15 protein-coding genes are annotated in these 20,531 nt (G+C 60.0%); 6 read left to right on the top strand and 9 right to left on the bottom strand.

Annotated features, from left to right (window positions below):
• Positions 1 to 45: 45 nt before the first annotated feature.
• Positions 46 to 4,041 (bottom strand): hypothetical protein, encoded by a 3,996-nt coding sequence (locus LOY38_RS12500; RefSeq protein ID WP_258700271.1) that lies wholly within the window; start codon positions 4,039 to 4,041, stop codon positions 46 to 48.
• A gap of 268 nt (positions 4,042 to 4,309) precedes the next feature.
• Between LOY38_RS12500 and LOY38_RS12495 the strand changes: the two genes are divergently transcribed.
• From LOY38_RS12495 to LOY38_RS12480, 4 genes are all read left to right on the top strand, one after another.
• Complete coding sequence (locus LOY38_RS12495; RefSeq protein WP_258700270.1) at positions 4,310 to 5,725, top strand: sigma-54-dependent Fis family transcriptional regulator; 1,416 nt, start codon at positions 4,310 to 4,312, stop codon at positions 5,723 to 5,725.
• A 306-nt stretch (positions 5,726 to 6,031) separates the two neighbouring features.
• Entirely contained in the window at positions 6,032 to 7,423 is a 1,392-nt protein-coding gene (locus LOY38_RS12490) for a GntP family permease (protein WP_258700269.1), read from the top strand.
• 7 nt (positions 7,424 to 7,430) lie between these two features.
• Entirely contained in the window at positions 7,431 to 8,204 is a 774-nt protein-coding gene (gene hbdH, locus LOY38_RS12485; protein WP_095055191.1) for a 3-hydroxybutyrate dehydrogenase, read from the top strand.
• 135 nt (positions 8,205 to 8,339) lie between these two features.
• Positions 8,340 to 10,295 (top strand): acetoacetate--CoA ligase, encoded by a 1,956-nt coding sequence (locus LOY38_RS12480; protein WP_258700268.1) that lies wholly within the window; start codon positions 8,340 to 8,342, stop codon positions 10,293 to 10,295.
• A 123-nt stretch (positions 10,296 to 10,418) separates the two neighbouring features.
• On the opposite strand, the gene LOY38_RS12475 is transcribed toward LOY38_RS12480, so the two are convergent.
• Complete coding sequence (locus LOY38_RS12475; protein ID WP_258700267.1) at positions 10,419 to 11,528, bottom strand: PilT/PilU family type 4a pilus ATPase; 1,110 nt, start codon at positions 11,526 to 11,528, stop codon at positions 10,419 to 10,421.
• A 119-nt stretch (positions 11,529 to 11,647) separates the two neighbouring features.
• Here LOY38_RS12475 and LOY38_RS12470 point away from each other — a divergent pair, with 119 nt between their 5' ends.
• The gene (locus LOY38_RS12470; protein ID WP_258700266.1) at positions 11,648 to 14,185 is read left to right on the top strand and encodes a PAS domain S-box protein; all 2,538 of its coding nucleotides are present in this window, start codon (positions 11,648 to 11,650) and stop codon (positions 14,183 to 14,185) included.
• A gap of 65 nt (positions 14,186 to 14,250) precedes the next feature.
• Positions 14,251 to 14,526, top strand: a complete 276-nt coding sequence (locus tag LOY38_RS12465) for a peptidylprolyl isomerase (protein ID WP_007933743.1) — start codon at positions 14,251 to 14,253, stop codon at positions 14,524 to 14,526.
• 142 nt (positions 14,527 to 14,668) lie between these two features.
• Here LOY38_RS12465 and LOY38_RS12460 read toward each other — a convergent pair whose 3' ends face one another.
• From LOY38_RS12460 to LOY38_RS12430, 7 genes are all read right to left on the bottom strand, one after another.
• Positions 14,669 to 15,601: a sugar kinase gene (locus tag LOY38_RS12460; protein WP_258700265.1), complete on the bottom strand. Its 933-nt coding sequence runs from the start codon at positions 15,599 to 15,601 to the stop codon at positions 14,669 to 14,671.
• A 157-nt stretch (positions 15,602 to 15,758) separates the two neighbouring features.
• On the bottom strand, positions 15,759 to 16,976 hold the full coding sequence (locus LOY38_RS12455) for an amino acid deaminase (protein ID WP_258700264.1): 1,218 nt from the start codon (positions 16,974 to 16,976) through the stop codon (positions 15,759 to 15,761).
• A 39-nt stretch (positions 16,977 to 17,015) separates the two neighbouring features.
• Positions 17,016 to 17,780 carry an IclR family transcriptional regulator gene (locus tag LOY38_RS12450; protein ID WP_258700263.1) on the bottom strand — a complete coding sequence of 255 codons (765 nt, stop codon included), beginning with the start codon at positions 17,778 to 17,780 and terminating at the stop codon, positions 17,016 to 17,018.
• A 173-nt stretch (positions 17,781 to 17,953) separates the two neighbouring features.
• Positions 17,954 to 18,343, bottom strand: coding sequence for a RidA family protein (locus LOY38_RS12445; RefSeq protein WP_018927658.1), 390 nt, complete (start codon positions 18,341 to 18,343; stop codon positions 17,954 to 17,956).
• Positions 18,344 to 18,374: 31 nt separating this feature from the next.
• Complete coding sequence (locus LOY38_RS12440; protein WP_258700262.1) at positions 18,375 to 19,166, bottom strand: amino acid ABC transporter ATP-binding protein; 792 nt, start codon at positions 19,164 to 19,166, stop codon at positions 18,375 to 18,377.
• Positions 19,163 to 19,825, bottom strand: coding sequence for an amino acid ABC transporter permease (locus LOY38_RS12435; RefSeq protein WP_258700261.1), 663 nt, complete (start codon positions 19,823 to 19,825; stop codon positions 19,163 to 19,165). Before LOY38_RS12435 ends, LOY38_RS12440 begins: the two co-directional genes overlap by 4 nt.
• Before the next feature lie 9 nt (positions 19,826 to 19,834).
• Positions 19,835 to 20,497 carry an amino acid ABC transporter permease gene (locus LOY38_RS12430; protein WP_105341167.1) on the bottom strand — a complete coding sequence of 221 codons (663 nt, stop codon included), beginning with the start codon at positions 20,495 to 20,497 and terminating at the stop codon, positions 19,835 to 19,837.
• Between the last annotated feature and the right edge of the window lie 34 nt (positions 20,498 to 20,531).

Below are 20,531 nucleotides of genomic sequence, written 5' to 3'. Positions count from 1 at the left end.
CGCCCTCACGAGGCGACGAGTGACAAAGGAGTTGATTGGGGGGTTCTATTGAGACTCGGTGATCCCATCGGCCTGGGTACTGGCCATTTCCATACCCGTGGCTGTGCTGTCGATGTAGGAAACAAAGCCATTGAGACCGGTGGCGCCCCCGATGGCCGTTGCATGTCCCCAGGTGACTACACGGTTGTCGGAAGTCAGCGCAATGAACCCGTGCGAGTTGGTGTAAATGGCCACAACGTTCACCAATTGCGCGGCCACCGGTGCGGTATTGCCGCCCAATGTTGCGTTGCCCCACGCAAAGACACGACCATCGGCACACAGCACTGCAAAGGCATGGGCCGACCCTACAACCTGAATCGCATTGGTCAGGCTGGCAATTTGGGCGGGGACAACCCCGGCCGGGGCGGCTCCCCACGCGGCGACGCGATTGTTTTCTGTGATACCGGCAAATGCCTGCCAGGTAGAAGCGACATCCACGAATCGCAACGCTGCGATACCCGGATAGCTGGTGAGATTGCCGCCATAAGCGTTATCTCCCCAGGCGACGACATTTTTTCCGCTGGTTAGCGCAACAAAAGCACGGGCGTTAGCGCAGCACAGTCGCTGGATGTCCGTACGATTGGCGATTGCCGCCGGAATACTGCCGCCATAAGCTGCGCCACCGAAGGCAAACAGACGCTTTGTCTGGGTAATGCCGGCAAACGCCTGGTAGGAACAGATGAGCTTTTCCACGTTATTGATGCCAGGGACCGGGTTAGCCACACCGCCCGCAGCAGCAGCGCCCCAGGCAGTGATACTGCCGTCCATCCGTTCTGCCGCGAACGCCAGGCCACCATTGAAAATACGCTTGATATTGCTCAGCCCCCCCGCTGGCAGCGTCCCACCGTTTGCGGCTCTGCCCCAGCATCGTACGTCACCGGTAGTGGTCAGCCCGGCAAAGGCGTAACTGTTGCTGGCGATCGTTTTGAACCCGTCAGGATTGATGGCACCCATATTGCCGCCACTGCCTGCTTCCCCCCACGGCAACGCGGCGCCTTCCCGGGTCAATGCGACGAAAGCACCACCGGAGCAAAAAACTGCGCGCAGATTCTCCTGAATCAAATACACCGGTGGAATGTTGCCGCCATATGAGGCGTTACCGAATCCGACAAGATCACGACCACCAACGGCCCCACTACCCGACCTCCGGGAATCGCGCAGCACGGCGACCGCTGCAGCGCCGCTGATGTTGGCGTCCACACCATTGCCACAGATGTTGACGGGATTGAGCGTCACCTGATCAGTCGAAGAGCGCACCTGCAACGCCCGTTCGGAGTCCGTATCGATGAATCGAGTGCCTGCTATCCACGCGGTATCGCCGACATAGCGCCACTCTGCCAACATCGGCTGAAGCGTCTGTGCATTGAACGCCCACATCAGGCAAGGCAAACTTGAAGATCGATAGGTGTTGGAGTTATGGCGGGCTCCCATGACTTTCAAAGTTCCCGATCCGATCACCCGACGTACATCGAAGTTTTTGAACTCCGATGCTTCAATGGGGCCGCCGACTTTACGTTTGATGGTGTATCCCAACGTAAAACTGCCGCCGTTATTCTGCTCGATGAATGTCCGGGAAATCTTTCGGGTCAGTTCCTGACCTTCGTCACTCTTGAGTACGGTGTAAACAATCGGAGAACCACCACTGGGTATGAGCGTGACCACATCCCCTTCTTTAAGCTGTGCGGTCACGCCAATTAACGCGCTTGCGCCATCAGCAAGAACATCATCAGGATTGATCTGATCCTGATTGGGCCCTTTCGCCTCGCTGATTGCCGGCAGAGGTAGAGCCGCCTCCTGTATGTTCAGGAGCAGCACTTCTGATTCCTGTACGCCCCCTGCTTCGCGCTCGACCTCATACCAAACCTGCACACCAACATTTTGATTTGCCTGCACATGCTTGTAGGGCACCTGATGCACGAAAGGTTTCCCGTCATCATTGAATGAAATGGGCTGTTCGTAGTAATAGTCCGTGTTCGCATCGTTGCCGGCAGCACCATCCCACCAAAGCTTTATAAAGTCGCCAAACTTCAAGTCTGCATCATTGATCCGGATAGAGGCTCCATTGACAATGGTATCGCTCGGTTTGACCACACCGTTCGCATCGGCCTCCAATACCTTCGGTTTGGGTAGAAGCGGCAGCTCGGCGTTGCCGATGCTCACGGTGGTAGTGGCACCAAAACGTTCCGTGCCCGAGCCGTTTGTGGGTTCAGCCGAGTAACCAATCGCCAACCTGTAGCCTTTGTGTTCGTTGAGGAAATCCTGAGCCAGGTAAAACGATACCGGGATGTCAATATCGCGGTCGTCGATATCAACCGAGTCTTCATAGCGTTGCGAGTCCACCGGGTTATCCGACTGATACCACAGATAGACGGTATGGCCCTTCATATCCTTGAACGGCAGGACCTGAACCTCAGCATCCGCGAAGGGAGGCAGCTGTTCGGGATCCAGCACCCCATCCACAGCATCCACCACGAAAACGGCCTCCAGATCGGGCTTGGGTTCGCCCACCCGCACGCTGTGACGCAATGATTCGACGGCCAGTGGATCGTCCTGACTGGAACCCACCTTGTAATACACGTCCAGCGGCCCGCCATCGATCTTGCCAATAAAACTCGCCTGCATTGGAAAGGTCATGTCGCGTGTGGCCTGAGAACTGCTGATGCGCCGCCCGCTGTCATACAGATGCACAACTCCGCCAGGGGCCGTACCAATGGCATAGAAGTGCAACCAGACCTGAGGTGCAATCGCCGCATGAGGGGAGACAATCCCGGTGGCCGCTTTAGTGGGGTCCACCACGACACCATTGATCGGCAGGATCTTTGGCGCTGGCAGATTCACTGCCGTCCCTTTGATCCATACAGTGGTTCGACTGGAGCGTCGAGTCTTGCCGCTGCTTCTCTTGGTCAGTTCATAGCGAAAGTAAATGTGTTCCCGAGCCAGTTGCTGAACCGTGGCACTGGGCAGGAAAAATCTCACCGTACTATCAATTTGCGTAACGGTTTTGGTCTCGGTGAACACCACAGACTCAACGCCGTCCTTGATCTGCGAGACCGACAGCTTGACGGTGTCCTGCAGTTCGAAGGTCACCGGCCGGGTGACAACGTCGACCTGGATGTCCTTGTTACCCAACGCTGCAAGATCATAAAACAACTCACCGGTGTCCGGGTCGACCTGCACTGCTTCCAGGATGACCGGACGCAATAGATCACCAATCACCTCGACATACACGGTAGTGCGCAGCGACCAGTCGCTGGCACGGTTATGCACCTCGTCAAGCGGACGCCAGATGAAAATCTGGTCACCGTTGCCGGCCTTCTGAATGACGTCCAACGGTACCTTTTCCTGGATTTCCTGACCGACCTGATCAAGCCCCACCGTGATGTGAAACTCGTACCCGCCCCAACTGCAGGTAATGACGTCGAATTGCCGCATGTTCGGATAAGGTCGAATAGCGAACCTCACCCCTTCTGCGGACTCCGCCAGTTCCTTGGTCACTCCGCCAGCCGGAACATTGAGTAACACAGGCGCCAGAAGCCGGTAGTGACCGGGGCGATCCGGCTGTGGATCCGTACCGCCGGGTAGCAGCGTTCTGATGAATACCTCCAGCGGTGGAGATGTTCCGTAGTTTTGGCTATTGCGAGTGATGACGTACCAGAAGGTCTGAAAACCCGCTACGAGCAAATGCCCTGGTAAGAACACGTGGGAGATTTCATTTTCCTGACCGGCCATCAGGTAGAACGACAACAAGGGCGTTGGATCGAGGCTGGAGAATATCTGGATGTTGTCACCCGGTTTGGAATCGGTGTAAGGGTCCACGTTCACCAACAAGCCATTGGCATTGGAGGTGATCATGCTGCGGTTGACGCCAAACCGGTTTGGGTTGGGTGTACCGTCGGCATCGTGGATTTCCGGAATCTGGCCCGGAATGTAAATCGGCGCCAGCGCCAGAACTCCCGAGCTTTGTTCTGAAAGTAATTCCGGCAACAACTCTTCAGTGGTCATCTGCAGTCTCCTGTCTTTAAATGAGGCGCACAAGCGAGGAACAAACATCGCCGTTGGATGAACTCATTCGACACCTGGTTCAGTGCAGGCACAACTGTCAGAAATAACAGGTCAGCGATTGCTTACGACGAACGGTCACACCCTATTGCGGCCTTCGCGAGCAGGCTCGCTCCCACAGTCGATCTATGTCGTTCACAAATCCCTTGTGGGAGCGAGCCTGCTCGCGATGAGGCCCGCACAGACACCACACTTTCTGGATAGGACACCCATGAACACCACCGAAAGCCTCAAGGACTACCAGCGCGTTCGCACCCTGGCGATCCGTTCGCTGTTCGAAATCATCGAGCAATCGAGCGAAGGCACGGTGATTGTCGACCGTGACGCGAACATCGTCTGGATGAACGAGCGTTATGCCCGGCGGTTCGGTCTGGAGTCGGCCTCAGGTGCCATCGGCAGGGCCTGTGAAAGCGTGATCCCCGGCAGCCTGTTGCGTGAGGTGGTGCGCACCGGACGACCGATCCTGCTGGACATGCAGGACACCCCCAAGGAACCGCTGGTGGTGATGCGCCTGCCGATTCACGACGACGCAGGCGCGGTGATCGGCGCCATCGGTTTTGCCCTGTTCGACGAATTGCGCAGCCTTTCGCCAATGCTTAAGCGCTACCTGAGCATGCAGGAAGAACTGGCATCGACCCGTTCGTTGCTGCGTGCACGACAAACCAAGTACAACTTCGCCCATTTCATTGGCACCAGTGCCGCCAGCCTGGAAGTCAAACGCCGCGCCCGGCGCAGTGCCAGTGCCGAGTCACCGGTGTTGTTGCTCGGCGAAACCGGTACCGGCAAGGAGCTGCTGGCCCAGGCGATCCACGGTGCATCGCCTCGAGCCCACAAAGCCTTCGTCAGCATCAACAGCGCGGCGATTCCCGAATCGCTGCTGGAAGCCGAGTTCTTCGGCACAGCACCCGGCGCGTTCACCGGGGCCGATCGCAAGGGTCGCACCGGCAAGTTGCAAATCGCCCAGGGTGGCACACTGTTTCTCGACGAAATCGGCGACATGCCGCTGCCACTGCAAAGCAAGCTGCTGCGTGTACTGCAGGAAAAGGAGTTCGAGCCGGTGGGCTCCAACGAAGTGATTCAGAGCGATGTACGGGTGATCGCAGCCACCTCCACCGATCTGGAAGCAGCGATCAAACGCGGCGAGTTTCGCGCCGATTTGTATTACCGCCTCAACGTGCTGCCGATCCAGGTCCCGCCCCTGCGTGATCGCCTCGACGACCTGCCGGCCCTCAGTGAAGCCATTCTCGAGGAACTGCGCAGTCAGCATGAACTGAACCGCGAAGCCCTGGATTTGTTGGGGCAACACGCCTGGCCGGGGAACATTCGGGAACTGCGCAACGTGCTGGAACGCGCGGCGTTGCTCAGTGATGATTTGATGCTGAACGCGACGGATATCCGTGCGGCGATTGGTAGCTTTACGCCGGTAGAGCGTGCAGCGCCTCTGCCCCTTGAGCCGATTGCCCATGAAACCTTCAGTGAGGCTCGCGAGCGGTTTGATCGGCAGTTGATTGAATCCACCCTCGTGCAATGCGGCGGGAAGGTGATCGAAGCGGCGGCGCGGTTGGGGTTGGGGCGATCGACCTTGTACAAGAAAATGGTGGCGTTGGGGATTGCCGAGTCTCAATGAAGAGACATTAATCTCAATTATTAGACATAGCCTCGTGAGCGCTGCGCGCTCTTCGCGAGCAAGCCCGCTCCCACATTCGACCGCATTCCATTGAGCGACTCGGTCAAACTGCAGGAGCGGGCTTGCTCGCGAAAGGGGCAGACCAGTCAATAGAAGTCTCAAAATAGAGATAATTAATTCAAATCCCACCCTGAAAATAGATAATCTCCTTATATTTCAACGCGTTAACAGACTGGCACGAAACTCGCTAAAGCCCTCTCCCACAAAGCTTCACCCTACAAAAATAACAATCGAAGGAGACACACCATGAGTGTGATCATTGCCTTGGCAGCCCTCACGCTGCTGATGGTGGCTGCTTACCGTGGCTACAGCGTTATCCTCTTTGCCCCGATCGCCGCCCTCGGCGCCGTCCTGCTTACCGACCCTTCCGCCGTTGCCCCTGTCTTCACCGGGGTGTTCATGGAAAAAATGGTCGGCTTCGTCAAACTGTATTTCCCGGTATTCCTGCTCGGTGCCGTGTTCGGCAAACTGATCGAGCTGTCGGGTTTCTCCCGCTCCATCGTCGCGGCGGCGATTCGCTTGCTCGGCACTCGCCAGGCGATGCTGGTGATCGTATTGGTCTGTGCCCTGCTCACTTACGGCGGCGTATCGCTGTTTGTGGTGGTGTTTGCGGTCTACCCGTTTGCCGCCGAGATGTTCCGTCAGAGCAATATCCCCAAGCGCCTGATCCCGGCGACCATCGCCCTCGGCGCATTCTCGTTCACCATGGATGCCCTGCCCGGCACGCCGCAGATCCAGAACATCATCCCCAGCACCTTCTTCAACACCACCGCCTGGGCGGCGCCGTGGCTGGGGGTGATCGGCACGATTTTCGTGTTCTGCGCCGGCATGCTGTTTCTTCAACGCCAGCGCAACAAGGCCCAGCACAGCGGTGAAGGTTATGGTTCAGAGCTGCGCAACGAGCCGGAAACCGCGCCGGACATCCAACTGCCCAACCCGTGGATCGCGCTGTCGCCACTGTTGATGGTGGGCCTGATGAACCTGCTGTTCACCCGCTGGATTCCAGTGTGGTATGGCAAGACTCACAGCCTCTCACTGCCGGGCATGGCCGCTCCCGTGACCACCGATATCGCCAAGCTGACGGCGATCTGGGCGGTCCAGGCGGCCTTGCTGGTGGGCATCATCATGGTGCTGGTGTTCGGCTTTCAGGCGATTCGCGGCAAGTTGGCCGAAGGCAGTAAAAGTGCGGTCAGCGGCGCGTTGCTGGCGGCGATGAACACCGCGTCGGAATACGGTTTCGGTGCGGTGATCGCCTCGTTGCCCGGCTTTCTGGTGCTGTCCGGCTGGCTCAAGAGCATTCCCAACCCGCTGGTCAACGAAGCGATTACCGTGACTCTGCTGGCCGGTATCACCGGTTCGGCGTCGGGCGGCATGAGCATCGCCCTGGCGGCGATGTCCGAGAGCTTCATCAGTGCCGCCCACGCTGCCAATATTCCGCTGGAAGTGCTGCACCGGGTTGCCGCGATGGCCAGTGGCGGCATGGACACCCTGCCGCACAACGGCGCGGTGATTACCTTGCTGGCCGTCACCGGCTTGACCCACCGCGAGGCCTACAAAGACATTTTCTGTATTACGCTGATCAAGACACTCGCTGTTTTTGTGGTGATCGGTACTTTCTACGCCACTGGCATTGTGTGAGGTATTCATGACGACTCTTTCGGGCAAGACCGCACTGGTCACCGGTTCCACCAGCGGCATTGGCCTGGGGATCGCCCTGAGCCTGGCCAAGGCCGGCGCCAACTTGATTCTCAACGGTTTCGGCGATGCCTCCAGGGTGATTGCCGAAGTGGAGCAATTCGGCGGCAAGGTCGGCCATCATCCAGCCGACGTCAGCGACGCGGCGCAGATCGCCGACATGATCGAGTACGCCGAGCGTGAGTTCGGCGGCGTGGATATCCTGGTCAACAACGCGGGCATCCAGCACGTGGCGTCGGTGGAAGATTTTCCGGTGGAGCGCTGGGACTCGATCATTGCGATCAACCTGTCGTCGGTGTTTCACAGCACCCGTTTGAGCTTGCCGGGCATGCGCACCAAGGGCTGGGGACGGATCATCAACATCGCTTCGGTGCATGGCCAGGTCGGTTCGGTGGGTAAGGCGGCGTACGTCGCGGCCAAGCATGGTGTGATCGGCCTGACCAAGGTGGTCGGTCTGGAAACCGCTACGACGAACGTCACTTGCAACGCCATCTGCCCGGGTTGGGTGCTGACGCCGCTGGTGCAGAAGCAGATCGATGATCGCGCCGCGACCGGGATCGAGCCGCAGCAGGCGCAACATGATTTGCTGGCCGAGAAGCAGCCGTCGCTGGAGTTCGTGACCCCGCCGCAGCTGGGTGAGTTGGTGCTGTTTTTATGCAGCGAAGCCGGTAGCCAAGTGCGGGGCGCTGCGTGGAATATTGATGGTGGGTGGTTGGCGCAGTAACCAGTCGCCAGCCTGCATGATCATTCCCACGCTCTGCGTGGGAATGCAGCCCGGGACGCTCCGCGTCCCAAAGCGGACGCGGAGCGTCCATTGAGGCATTCCCACGCAGAGCGTGGGAACGAGAGAGGCCAAGCCATGTCCGACATTCTCTGGCAACCCGGCACCGAGCGCATCGGCAAGACCCGCATGGAGGCCTTCCGGCGCTTCGTCAATCAGCGCCATACCCTTGAGATCGCCGGCTACCCTGCCTTGCACCAATGGAGCATCGATCAGAGGGCAGCTTTCTGGCAGGCGATCGTCGATTTCTTCGACATCCGTTTTCACGATCAGCCAGACGCGGTGCTGATAGAGGGCGCACAAATGCCCGGCGCCCAGTGGTTCCCCGGCGCCACGCTGAATTTCGCCGAGCACTTGCTGCGCCGTCGCGACGATGCCGTGGCAGTGGTGGCCATCGGCGAAAACGGCCAACGGGAACAACTGACCTGGGCCGAACTCGCGAGCCATGTCGCCGGTTTTCAAAACGGCCTGAAAGCCGCCGGTGTCGGCCTTGGCGACCGCGTGGCCGCGTGCATGCCGAACACCTGGCAAACCCTGGTGGCGATGCTTGGCACCACCAGTCTGGGCGCGATCTGGTCCTGTTCTTCACCCGACTTCGGTACCCACGGGGTGATCGACCGCTTCGGCCAGATCGAGCCGAAAGTGCTGATCACCTGCGCCGGGTACCGCTACACCGGCAAAGAGATCGACCAGACCACCAAGGTCAATGAAATCCTGGGACAACTGCCGTCCTTGCAGCAGTTGATCGTCGTGCCTTACGCACGACCCGAGGCGCGCATCGAGGACTTCCATAGCCAGGCCAACGTCACGCTGTGGGACGATTTTTACGACCCGGGCGGCGAGCCGCAATTCGTGTCCGTGCCCTTTGCCCATCCGCTGTACATCCTCTATTCCAGCGGCACCACCGGCGTGCCGAAATGCATTGTTCACAGTACCGGCGGCGTGCTGCTGCAACATGTCAAAGAACATGGTCTGCACACCGATCTCGGCGCCGGCGACCGTTTGTTCTACTACACCACCTGCGGCTGGATGATGTGGAACTGGCTGGTTTCGGCCCTCGCTGTCGGCAGCGCTGTGGTGCTGTACGACGGCTCGCCATTTCATCCAGGTCCGGAGCGCTTGATTGACCTGATCGACGACGAACGCATCAACGTCTTCGGCACCAGCCCCAAGTTCCTCACCGCACTGGAAAGCAACGGCGTGAAGCCGTGCGAAAGTCATGACCTGAGCAGCCTGAAAACCGTGCTGTCCACCGGTTCCGCGCTGTCGCCGCAAAGCTTCGATTACGTCTATCGCGCGTTCAAGTCCGACCTGTGCCTGTCTTCGATGTCCGGCGGCACCGACATCGTTTCGTGCTTTGTGATCGGCAATCCGGTGCTGCCGGTACGCCGTGGCGAGATGCAGTGCAAGAGCCTGGGCATGGCGGTCGAAGTGTGGAACGACGCCGGGCAACCTGTGATCGGCGAAAAAGGTGAGCTGGTGTGCACCCGACATTTTCCGGCGATGCCCATCGGCTTATGGCATGACGCTGACGGGGAGAAGCTACGAAAATCCTATTTCAGCCTGTTCCCCGGCGTCTGGGCCCAGGGCGATTACGCCGAGCAACTGCCTCACGGCGGCATGCTGATCCACGGCCGCTCCGACGCGGTGCTCAACCCCGGCGGCGTACGCATCGGCACGGCGGAAATCTACCGTCAGGTGGAGAAAGTCCCGCAGGTGCTGGACAGCGTGGCCATCGGTCAGCAATGGCAGGATGACGTGCGAGTGGTGCTGTTTGTGAAGTTGCGTGATGGCGTCGAGCTGGACGAAGCCCTGCAACAACAGATTCGCCAGGTCATCCGCGCCAACACCACACCACGGCATGTACCGGCGAAGATTGTCGCGGTGACGGACATTCCGCGGACCATCAGCGGCAAGGTGGTCGAGCTGGCGGTGAGGAATTTGGTGCATGGCCAGAAGGTGAAGAACACCGATGCACTGGCCAATCCCGAAGCGCTGGAGCAGTTTCGCGACCGCCCCGAATTGAACGATTGAAACGTAGACCCCCTGTGGGAGCGGGCTTGCTCGCGAAGACGATTTCACATTCAACATTGATGTTGGCTGATAGACCGCTTTCGCGAGCAAGCCCGCTCCCACATTTGATCGTCGTTGCCGGCATTAGTCCACCAAACCCCATTCACCCGGCGGTGTATGGGGCCCGGGCGTGGCCTCGGCGTGCATTTTCAGGCGCAGGCGCAAGTTGTTCACCGAGTCCGCATGTTTCAGCGCCTCTGCCTCATCGATCGCGCCCTCGGCAAACAGCGCGAACAGTGCCCCGTCAAACGTCTGCATCCCCGCCTCCGAAGACTTCTCCATGATCCCCTTGAGCTCGCCAAACTCGTTGCGCCGGATCAGGTCGCCGATAGTCGGCGTGCCCACCATCACTTCCACCGCTGCCCGGCGTTGCCCATCGCGGGTGCGCACCAAACGCTGGGAAACAAACGCCTTGAGGTTGTTACCCAGGTCGTTGAGCAACTGCCCACGGCGCTCTTCGGGAAAGAAATTGATCACCCGATCCAACGCCTGATTGGCGTTATGCGCATGCAAGGTGGAAATCACCAGATGACCGGTATCGGCAAACGCCAGCGCGTGCTCCATGGTTTCGCGGTCTCGGATCTCGCCGATCAGCACCACGTCCGGTGCCTGGCGCAGGGTATTTTTCAACGCGGCATGAAAACTGCGGGTATCGACGCCAACCTCACGCTGATTGACGATAGACTTCTTGTGCCGATGGATGAACTCGACCGGGTCTTCGATGGTGATGATATGGCCGCTGCTGTGGCGATTGCGGTAATCGATCAGCGCCGCCAGCGAAGTCGACTTACCCGAACCGGTCGAACCGACGAACAGTATCAGCCCCTGTTTGAGCATCACGGTTTCGAGCAGCACTGGCGGCAGCTTGAGGTCTTCAAAACGTGGAATGTCGAGTTTGATGTTGCGCGCCACAATCGACACATCATTGCGCTGCTTGAAGATACTGAGCCGGAAACGCCCGACCCCGGGCAGGGAAAGCGCCAGGTTCATTTCCAGGTCCCGATCGAACTCCAGGCGCTGTTCGGCGTCCATGATGGACGCGGCGATGGCTGCCACTTCTCCCGGCTTGAACGGTTGCTCGGCCAGGGGTTTGAGCACACCGTCAAATTTCGCGCTGGGTGGCGCGCCCGTGGACAGGTAAAGATCGGAGCCATTGCGGCTGGCCAGAATTTGCAACAGTGCATCGATTTCCATGGCAAAAAACACCCGCGAAGCATTCAATTGAAAAAATGACCCAAAACGGGTCATCCAGCGTCTACCGCCCTGCAAGGATAGTAGACGCCGCCACACTGACTCACGCGCAGGACATGTTGATGAACGCACCACCAACCGCCAGCGATGCCCAGGCCCTGATTGCCCGACTGGACTGGACAAGCAACCCGCTGGGCGCCGCCGATCACTGGCCGCAGAGCCTGCGCACCGCCGTGGATATCGTTATTCATTCACCGATGCCGATGCTGTTACTGTGGGGCCCGCAGCTCACCCAGATCTACAACGACGGCTTCGCCTTCCTCGCCGGCAGCAAACACCCTCACGCTTTCGGACAGCCGACACACCTGATCTGGCCTGAACTCAAAGACTTTACCGACCCGATTTACAGCGCCGTCCTACAGGGCCAGGTGCGAACCTACAGCGAACAGCGCTTTACCTTGCAGCGCGACGGGCGAGATTCCGACTTCTGGCTGGATTTGACCTACAGTCCCATTCGCAATGAAAACGCTGAGGTCGCCGGGATTCTGGTCACGGCCATCGAAACCAACGAACGCCGCCGCATCGCTCTGGAACTTGAGCAACGCTCCGCCGCCAGCCTCAAGGCCCAGCAGGAAACCGAGCAGCGCCTACAACTGGCGCTGGCCGCCACCGATGCCGTCGGCACTTGGGACTGGGACATCGGCGAAGACCGTTTCATCGCCGACGCCCATTTCGCCCAATTGCATGGCATCGACGCAGGCCTGGCCAGCCAGTTGCCCATCAGCGATTACCTCCACGGCGTACACCCGCAAGACCGCGCGATGATTGCCCGCAGCATCAAGCACTGCATCACCCATGGCAGCGAATACGCCGAGGAATATCGCTTGCTGCAAGCCGACGGCCAGTTGCGCTGGGTGTTTGCCCGAGGCCGTTGCTACAAGGACCACCATGGCCGGCCGATCCGTTTCCTCGGCGCGGCGCTGGACCTGACCGAACGCAAACACATCGAACAGGCCTTGCGCCAGAGCCAGACCGAGCTGCAACTGATCATCAACGCCATGCCGATCCTGATCAGTTATGTGGACAGCGAGGAGCGCTTTCGCCTCAATAATGCCGCCTACCTGGAATGGTACGGCCTGACGCCCCAGGAGCTTTACGGCCGCACCGTCCGTGAAGTGCTGGGCGACGAAGCCTATGCCCTGCGCGCCGAATACATTGCCGAGGCGTTGAAAGGCAAGGCCTGCAGTTTCAGCATCAGCGCCGCGCACCGCGATGGCAGCACCCGCCAGGCCTTGATGAACTACCTGCCACGCCATGGCGCGGACGGCGCGGTGAATGGTTTCTACATCTTCGTGATCGACGAGACCGAGCGCAAACAGACTGAAGAAGCCCTGCGCAACCTCAACGAAACCCTTGAAGAACGTGTGAGCGCCCGCACCCGGCAACTGGCCGAAGCCAACCAGCGGCTGCAGAACGAGATGTTCGAGCGCGAGCGTGCCGAAGATGCCTTGCGGCATGCGCAGAAAATGGAAGCGGTCGGACAGCTCACCGGCGGCATCGCCCATGACTTCAACAACATGCTCACCGGGATCATCGGCAGTCTCGATTTGATGCAACGCTACATCGCCGACGGGCGTGCCGCCGAGGTCGGTCGCTTCACCGAGGCCGCGGTGTCCTCGGCCCACCGCGCCGCCGCCTTGACCCATCGCCTGCTGGCGTTCTCCCGGCGTCAGTCGCTGGATCGCAAGCCGCTGAATGCCAATCATCTGGTGCATTCTCTGGAAGACTTGCTCAGCCGGACCAAGGGCGATCACATCGAACTCAGACTGAAGCTGGCCGATGAGGTCTGGCCGGTCAGCACTGACGTCAGTCAACTGGAAAACGCCTTGCTCAACCTCGTCATCAATGCCCGGGATGCGATGCCCGATGGCGGCGAGTTGTTGATCGAAACCGCCAACGTTCACCTCGACGGCAGCGACATCACTCCCCTGGAACCGGTCAGGGCCGGGGATTACCTGATGATTGCCGTCAGCGACAATGGCGCCGGCATGACCCCGTCGGTATTGGCCAAGGCCTTCGACCCGTTCTTCACCACCAAACCTATCGGCCAGGGCACCGGCCTTGGACTGTCGATGATCTATGGTTTCGCCCAGCAGTCGGGCGGGCACGTCAGCCTGCACAGCCTGCCGGGCCAGGGCACCTGCGTTCGCCTGTATTTGCCACGGTTGCACGTCGCGGTGCCGGAACCCACGTTGGTGCCGGTCACCGGCGAAACACCGGCAGCGGTTGCCGGTGAAACCGTGGTGTTGGTGGAAGACGATCCGGCGGTGCGCATGCTGGTGCTCGACCTGCTCAATGAACTGGGTTATCACGCCCATGAAGCCGAAGACGCGAAGAGCGCCCTGCCCTTGCTGGAATCCGACCTGCGGGTCGATCTGCTGGTGACCGATGTCGGGCTGCCGGGCATGAACGGTCGGCAACTGGCGGAAATCGCTCGTCAGCACCGCCCGGACCTCAAGGTGCTGTTCATGACCGCTTATGCGGAGAAGGCCACCGAACGCCAGGGTTTTCTGGAGGAAGGCATGGACATGGTGGCCAAACCCTTTTCCATTGACCTGTTGGCCAACAAGATTCGCACGATGATCGGCCAAGCCAGCTGAGTTAAGGCATAATCGCGCGCCCACGCTGGCACCAACATAGCCACCACCGTTGCAAGGTACTGCCAATGAAAGCCCAAGCCCGCCATATTCTGGTGAAGACCTCGGAAGAAGCCGAGCAGCTCAAACAACGCATCGCCAAGGGCGAAGCCTTCGATGTGCTGGCCAAGAAATACTCCACGTGCCCGTCCGGCAAACGCGGCGGGGATCTTGGCGAAGTACGGCCCGGGCAGATGGTCGGGGCGATCGATGCGGTGATCTTCAAAAAACCGCTGCGGGTGGTGCATGGGCCGATCAAGAGCAAGTTCGGGTATCACCTGGTGCAGGTGTTTTACCGAGATTGAGGGGTTGGCTTCAGGGCCTCATCGCGGGCAAGCCCGCTCCCACAGGGTGCGGTGATGTGACTGCAATCGTGGGTAACTCACAAATCCCTGTGGGAGCGGGCTTGCCCGCGATCCGGTTGCGCAGCAAGCGGCCATCCACCGCTTATCTCGGGATCAACGCCCCCGGCACTTGAATCACCCGACTCGCCAACCGATGCCCGGCCTCGGCAGCCTCGACCGGGCTTCCACCCTCAAGCCGACACGCCAGATACGCCGCGCTGAACGAATCCCCCGCCGCCGTGGTGTCCACCACCCGTTCGACCACCTGCGCCGGCACTTCGAACGACTCACCGTCACAGCGAATCAGACACGCCTCGGCACCGCGCTTGAGCACCACTTCGGGCGTGCCCATCTGTTCGTAAGCGGCAAACACTGCCGCGCAATCGGAAAAGTGGAACAGCGCTTGCTCGTCGTCAACCGTCAGCAACGCCAAATCGATATAGGGCAAAACGCTGCGATAAGCCGCCCGCGCGTCCTCGATCGAGGCCCACAGGCGTGGTCGATAATTGTTGTCGAACACGATCCGCGCATCCCGCTGCCGGGCTTCGATCAGGGTTTCCAGAAGTTTTTCCCGCCCCTGCACACCGAGCACCGCCAAGGTGATGCCGCTGAAATACAACACGTCGTAATCCGGTAGCGCCGCCAGGATCGGCGCGGCCGCCGGGGTGGTGAAGCAATCGCGCACTGCCGCTTCATTGCGCCAGTAGAGAAAACGCCGCTCGCCGGCCGCGTCGGTCTGGATGCAATACAGGCCGGGCAAGCGACCGGGCAAACGCTGGACCATGCCCAGGCCAATGTTTTCGCTGGCCCAACTCTGGCACATCGCATCGCTGAAACTGTCATCGCCCAGGGCGGTGACGTAATCCACCGTGCCGCCATCGCCCAGCTCACGGGCCAGATAGACCGCGGTGTTCAGGGTATCGCCGCCGAAGCTTTGTTGCAGCGTGCCATCGGCGCGCTGCTGCAATTCGATCATGCACTCGCCAATCAGGGCGATGCGCGGGGAGTTGGGGCCGAGGGGGCTGATATTGTTCATGGTTGTGGGGGCTCTGGTATTGCGATGTTGTTTGGTAGGCCGTCATCGCGGGCAAGCCCGCTCCCACAGGGATTTGTGAATTGCCACAAATTGCAACCACACCAAAAAACCTGTGAGAGCGGGCTTGCCCGCGATGGCCGCACCTCGGTCCGGAACCTTAAAAACAGGTTTCCATGGTTTCGATGACATTCAGTTGCTCATCCACCAGACACCCAATACGCCACTTGTCGAACGTCAGGCACGGGTGCGAAGTACCGAACGAAATGATATCGCCCACCCGTAACTCAATCCCCGGCGCCACGGTCATGAACGCATGCTGGTCCATCACTGCCGTCACCTTGCAGGCACTCACATCATCGCCGGTTGCCGGCACCACACCAGCCTTGTAACGCAGCAACGGCACCGGCAAACCGGCGTCGTAGGCGACGTCGCGTTTGCCCAGGGCGATCACCGCAAAACCCGGCTCCGGCAACGACTGCACGTGAGCCCAGACTTCCAGCGCCGGGCGCAAACCTTCGTGCAGGTCGCTACGACGGTCGAGCACACAACATTGCGCTTCTTTGTAAATGCCATGGTCGTGGGCCACGTAACTGCCGGGGCGCAACACGCTGAGAAAACGCCCGCCGGCATTCTGCGCTTCGAACGACTCGGCGATCAGGTCGTACCAGGCCGAACCCGACGCCGTGATGATCGGCTTGGCAATGGCGAACGCGCCGCTGTCCTGCAACTGCACCGCCAGACGCACCAGGGAGGCGGCGAATTCGCGGATGCCGCTCACCGCGTGATCGCCATGAATCACCCCTTCGTAGCCCTCGATGCCGGTCAGCGCCAATGCCGGTTGAGCGACGATAGCCTTGGCCAGCGCCAGCACTTCGGCTTCGGTGCGGCAACCGCAACGACCGCCGACTACGCCATACTCGATCATCACGTTCAGGCGCACGCCGCGCGAAGCGAAATACGCGCCGAGGTCCGCGACGTTATCCGGGTGATCGACCATGCAGTAGAAATCGAAGGTCGGATCGGCCAGCAGATCGGCGATCAGCGCCATGTTCGGCGTGCCGACCAACTGGTTTGCCATCAATACCCGGCGCACGCCATGGGCGTAAGCCGCGCGGGTTTGCGTGGCACTGGCCAGGGTGATGCCCCAGGCACCGGCGTCCAGTTGGCGACGAAACAGCGCCGGGGTCATGCTGGTTTTGCCGTGGGGCGCCAGTTCCGCGCCGCTGTTGCTGACGAAGTCCTGCATCCAGCGAATGTTGTGTTCCAGCGCGTCGCGGTGCAGCACCAGCGCCGGCAGGCTGACGTCCCGCACCAGATTGGCGCCGGTTTGGGCGTCGCCCTTCTCCACGGCGGCGGTATTGATGGCAGTAGACATGGTCGATCTCCTCACACACGCGGCCGCAGGCAGCCGCCGTTATTCGTTGATACGCCGGGCGAGACTGTTGGCGCTGTCGATCAACACCCGACGATAGTCGTTGTAATTGTTCTTCGCATCGGCCCGTGGGGCGACGATGCACAGGGTCGCGATGGCCACGCCGTTCGGGTCTTTGACCGGGGCGGCGAAGCAATGGGTAAAGGTGTCGGCGACGCTGTCGAAGGAAAAGAACCCATCGATACCGGCCTGGCGGATTTCCTCGAGAAACCGCTCCAGCGGCAGGCGTTCGCCGTCGGGCAGGATGAAGTCGTCGGGGTCGATCAAATCGACGATTTCCTGATCGCTCAGGTGCGCCAGCAGCAGGCGCCCGGACGCGGTCCAGGGGATTGGCGCGTTCTCGCCGATGTCCGAGGAAATACGGAAATGCCGCTCGCCCTCTTTCATCAACGCCACGGTGTATTTGCGCCCGTTGAGCAGGCACATCTGCGCGGTTTCGCGGGTCTGGCTGACGATTTCCTGCAAGGCATGATCCGCCTCGCGGGCCAGGTCGAAATGACGCAAGTGCGCCTGCCCGAGGAAGTACAGCTGACGACCGAGGTAAACGTGACCGTCCTTGCCCACGGGCTCGAGGATGCGCCGCTCCAATAAGGACGCGACCAGTTCATAGACCGTGGATTTCGGGCTGCCGATGCCGCTGGCGATCTCATTCGGGCGCAGGGGCTGGCCGATTTCCTTGAGGAAATCGAGGATGTCGAACGCCCGATCCAGACCGCGAGCCCGGCGCTTGATGGTGTCTTCGGTCATGTCTTCAGGTTCCCATTCAAAGTGCCGGGAGTTTACCCAGAGTGCGGTGGCGACCGTTAGGCCGCCTTCGAGGGCAAGCCCGCTCCCACAGGGTTCTATGTGCTGCCACAGATTGCAGGCACATCATCAATCCCTGTGGGAGCGTGGCTTGCCCGCGATGGGCGCGCCGCGGTTCAGGCCTTCTTCTTGTAGGCAATGCAATCAATCTCGACCTTGCAATCGACCATCATGTTCGCCTGTACACAGGCCCGGGCCGGGGCGTGTTCACTTTTGAAGTACTCGGAGAACACCTTGTTGAAACTCCAGAAATCCCGCGGGTCCTCCAGCCACACGCCGGTACGGACCACATCTTCGAGCCCATATCCGGCCTCTTCCAGAATCGCAATCAGATTTTTCATGGTCTGGTGAGTCTGCTCGACAATCCCGCCCACGATGATTTCGCCATCCACCGCCGGCACCTGGCCAGACACGTGCAACCAGCCATCAGCTTCGACGGCACGGGCGAAAGGACGGGGCTGGCCGCCACCGGCGGTGCTACCGGTGCCGTAACGAGTAATGCTCATGAGTGTTTCTCCTGATTAAAAAAGTGAATGCTTAAAAGCGGGTACTCTTGAGAAATTCTGCCAGTCGCGGCGACTGCGGGCGTTCGAACAATGCCTTGGGTGGCCCCTGCTCTTCGATCCGCCCCTGATTCATGAACACGATCTTGTCCGACACCTCGAAGGCAAAGCGCATTTCGTGGGTCACCAGCAGCATGGTCATGCCGTCTTCGGCCAGGCCCTTGATCACGCTCAGCACTTCGCCCACCAGCTCCGGATCGAGGGCCGAGGTGACTTCATCGAACAGCATCAGGCTCGGGTTCATCGCAATCGCCCGGGCAATCGCCACGCGCTGTTGCTGGCCACCAGACAACTGACCGGGGTAATGATCGCGACGTTCCAGCAGCCCTACCCGCTCCAGCCATTTTTCCGCCAGCGCCACCGCCTCATCCTTGTGCAGCTTTTTGACCTTGAGCAACCCGAGGGTGACGTTCTGCAACGCAGTGAGGTGCGGGAACAGATTGAATTGCTGGAAGGCCATGCCGGTCATGGCCCGATGGCGGGCGATGACTTTTTCCGGGTGGCGCACGCGCTTGCCGTTGACCTCGTGATAACCGATGGATTCGCCGTCGAGCAGAATCTGCCCGCCCTGGAACTCTTCGAGCATGTTCACGCAACGCAGCAGCGTGGTCTTGCCCGAGCCGCTGGAGCCGATCAGCGTGACCACGTTGCCGCGCTGCATGGTCAGGTCGACGCCCTTGAGCACTTCGAGCTGGCCGTATTGTTTGTGCAGGCCGCGGATGTCCAGCAGCGCTTGATCCTGTGTCGAAACTTGAGCTTGTGTCATGGCAAGGCCACCCGCTTTTCAATGTGCCGGCCGAGTAATTCGATGGCGTAGTTGATGACGAAAAACAGCAATCCGGCGAACAGGTAAAACTCCAGGGTCATGAACGTCCGGGCGATGATCTGCTGGGTGCTGAGCAGCAGCTCGGCGACGCCGATCACCGACAACAAGGTCGACGCCTTGACGATCTCGGTGGACGAGTTGACCCAGGTCGGCAGAATCTGCCGCAGCGCCTGGGGCAACAACACGTAGCCCAGCGCCTGGTAAAACGTCAGGCCGATGGCCTTGCTCGCTTCCATCTGGCCTCTGGACAGCGCCTGCAATGCGCCGCGCACAATCTCCGCAACGTGGGAGCCGCAGAACAGTGTCAGCCCCAGGGTGCCGGCCCCGAATGCGCTGATTTGCCAGCCCAATGTCGGCGCCATGTAGAAGCAGGCCAACACCAATACAAACACTGGCGTGCCGCGAATGATGTCGACGTAAAACCGGAACGGCGCGCGCATCCAGAACGTGCCGTAGGTGAGCACTAAACCTGCAACGATGCCGACCAGCGTGCCCAACAAAATCGCCAGCGCCGAGCACTGCACACTGGTCAGAAAGCCCTGCCACAGGACTTCCCGCGCCACCCATAATTCATGTAGCCAACTGGGGGATTCGTACATGGGGGCCTCCTATCGGCGAATCGCCAGACGCTGCTCGAGGTAACGCAGCATCATGGCAATGAGGTAACAGGCCGCAACATAGAGCGCTGTGGTCACCAGCCAGGTTTCAATCACCCGGTAGCTCTCGACATTGATCTTGCGCGCGTAATAGGTCAGCTCCGGCACGGCAATCGCCGCCGCCAGCGAGGTGTCCTTGAACAGCGAAATGAAGTTGTTCGACAGGGCCGGCAGCACATTGCGCAGCATCACCGGCACGGTGATGTACGCCTTGACCTGCCACTCACCGAGCCCGATGGCCAGGCCGGCTTCACGTAGCCCCTTGGGAATGCTCAACAGACCACCGCGAAACACTTCGGTCAGGTACGCCCCGGCATACAGCGACAGGGTGATGATGAACGACGGAATCTTGTCCAGACGAATCCCCAGGCTCGGCAACGCGAAGTAGATCAACAGGATCAACACCAGAATCGGCGTATTACGGATCACCGTCACATACACCGACGCCAGCACCCGCAATGCGCGGTGCTTCGACAGCAAAGCAAACGCCATCAGCAGGCCGATCACGCAGCCGATGGCGATCGACACCAGCGCCAGTTCAAGCCCCAGACCGAGCCCCGCCAGCAAGGTGTCGAAATCGCGCCAGACGGCGGCAAAATTCAACTGATAGTTCATGGTCAGCAGTACCTTGAGCGGGGCGCGTTATCGG

Origin of the sequence: Pseudomonas sp. B21-015 (assembly GCF_024749285.1) — a bacterium.
Taxonomy (GTDB): Bacteria; Pseudomonadota; Gammaproteobacteria; order Pseudomonadales; family Pseudomonadaceae; genus Aquipseudomonas.
Note: the sequence above shows the minus strand (reverse complement) of the source record. Positions and strands in the feature narration are given on the sequence as shown.

What these genes read in the sequence shown, in the direction of transcription:
- LOY38_RS12480 (WP_258700268.1), top strand. Translation starts at nt 8,340, where the DNA reads ATGTCCGACATTCTCTGGCAACCCGGCACCGAGCGCATCGGCAAGACC.
- LOY38_RS12460 (WP_258700265.1), bottom strand. Translation starts at nt 15,601, where the DNA reads ATGAACAATATCAGCCCCCTCGGCCCCAACTCCCCGCGCATCGCCCTG.
- LOY38_RS12500 (WP_258700271.1), bottom strand. Translation starts at nt 4,041, where the DNA reads ATGACCACTGAAGAGTTGTTGCCGGAATTACTTTCAGAACAAAGCTCG.
- LOY38_RS12490 (WP_258700269.1), top strand. Translation starts at nt 6,032, where the DNA reads ATGAGTGTGATCATTGCCTTGGCAGCCCTCACGCTGCTGATGGTGGCT.
- LOY38_RS12435 (WP_258700261.1), bottom strand. Translation starts at nt 19,825, where the DNA reads ATGTACGAATCCCCCAGTTGGCTACATGAATTATGGGTGGCGCGGGAA.
- LOY38_RS12495 (WP_258700270.1), top strand. Translation starts at nt 4,310, where the DNA reads ATGAACACCACCGAAAGCCTCAAGGACTACCAGCGCGTTCGCACCCTG.
- LOY38_RS12475 (WP_258700267.1), bottom strand. Translation starts at nt 11,528, where the DNA reads ATGGAAATCGATGCACTGTTGCAAATTCTGGCCAGCCGCAATGGCTCC.
- LOY38_RS12455 (WP_258700264.1), bottom strand. Translation starts at nt 16,976, where the DNA reads ATGTCTACTGCCATCAATACCGCCGCCGTGGAGAAGGGCGACGCCCAA.
- LOY38_RS12445 (WP_018927658.1), bottom strand. Translation starts at nt 18,343, where the DNA reads ATGAGCATTACTCGTTACGGCACCGGTAGCACCGCCGGTGGCGGCCAG.
- LOY38_RS12450 (WP_258700263.1), bottom strand. Translation starts at nt 17,780, where the DNA reads ATGACCGAAGACACCATCAAGCGCCGGGCTCGCGGTCTGGATCGGGCG.
- LOY38_RS12465 (WP_007933743.1), top strand. Translation starts at nt 14,251, where the DNA reads ATGAAAGCCCAAGCCCGCCATATTCTGGTGAAGACCTCGGAAGAAGCC.
- hbdH (WP_095055191.1), top strand. Translation starts at nt 7,431, where the DNA reads ATGACGACTCTTTCGGGCAAGACCGCACTGGTCACCGGTTCCACCAGC.
- LOY38_RS12440 (WP_258700262.1), bottom strand. Translation starts at nt 19,166, where the DNA reads ATGACACAAGCTCAAGTTTCGACACAGGATCAAGCGCTGCTGGACATC.
- LOY38_RS12470 (WP_258700266.1), top strand. Translation starts at nt 11,648, where the DNA reads ATGAACGCACCACCAACCGCCAGCGATGCCCAGGCCCTGATTGCCCGA.
- LOY38_RS12430 (WP_105341167.1), bottom strand. Translation starts at nt 20,497, where the DNA reads ATGAACTATCAGTTGAATTTTGCCGCCGTCTGGCGCGATTTCGACACC.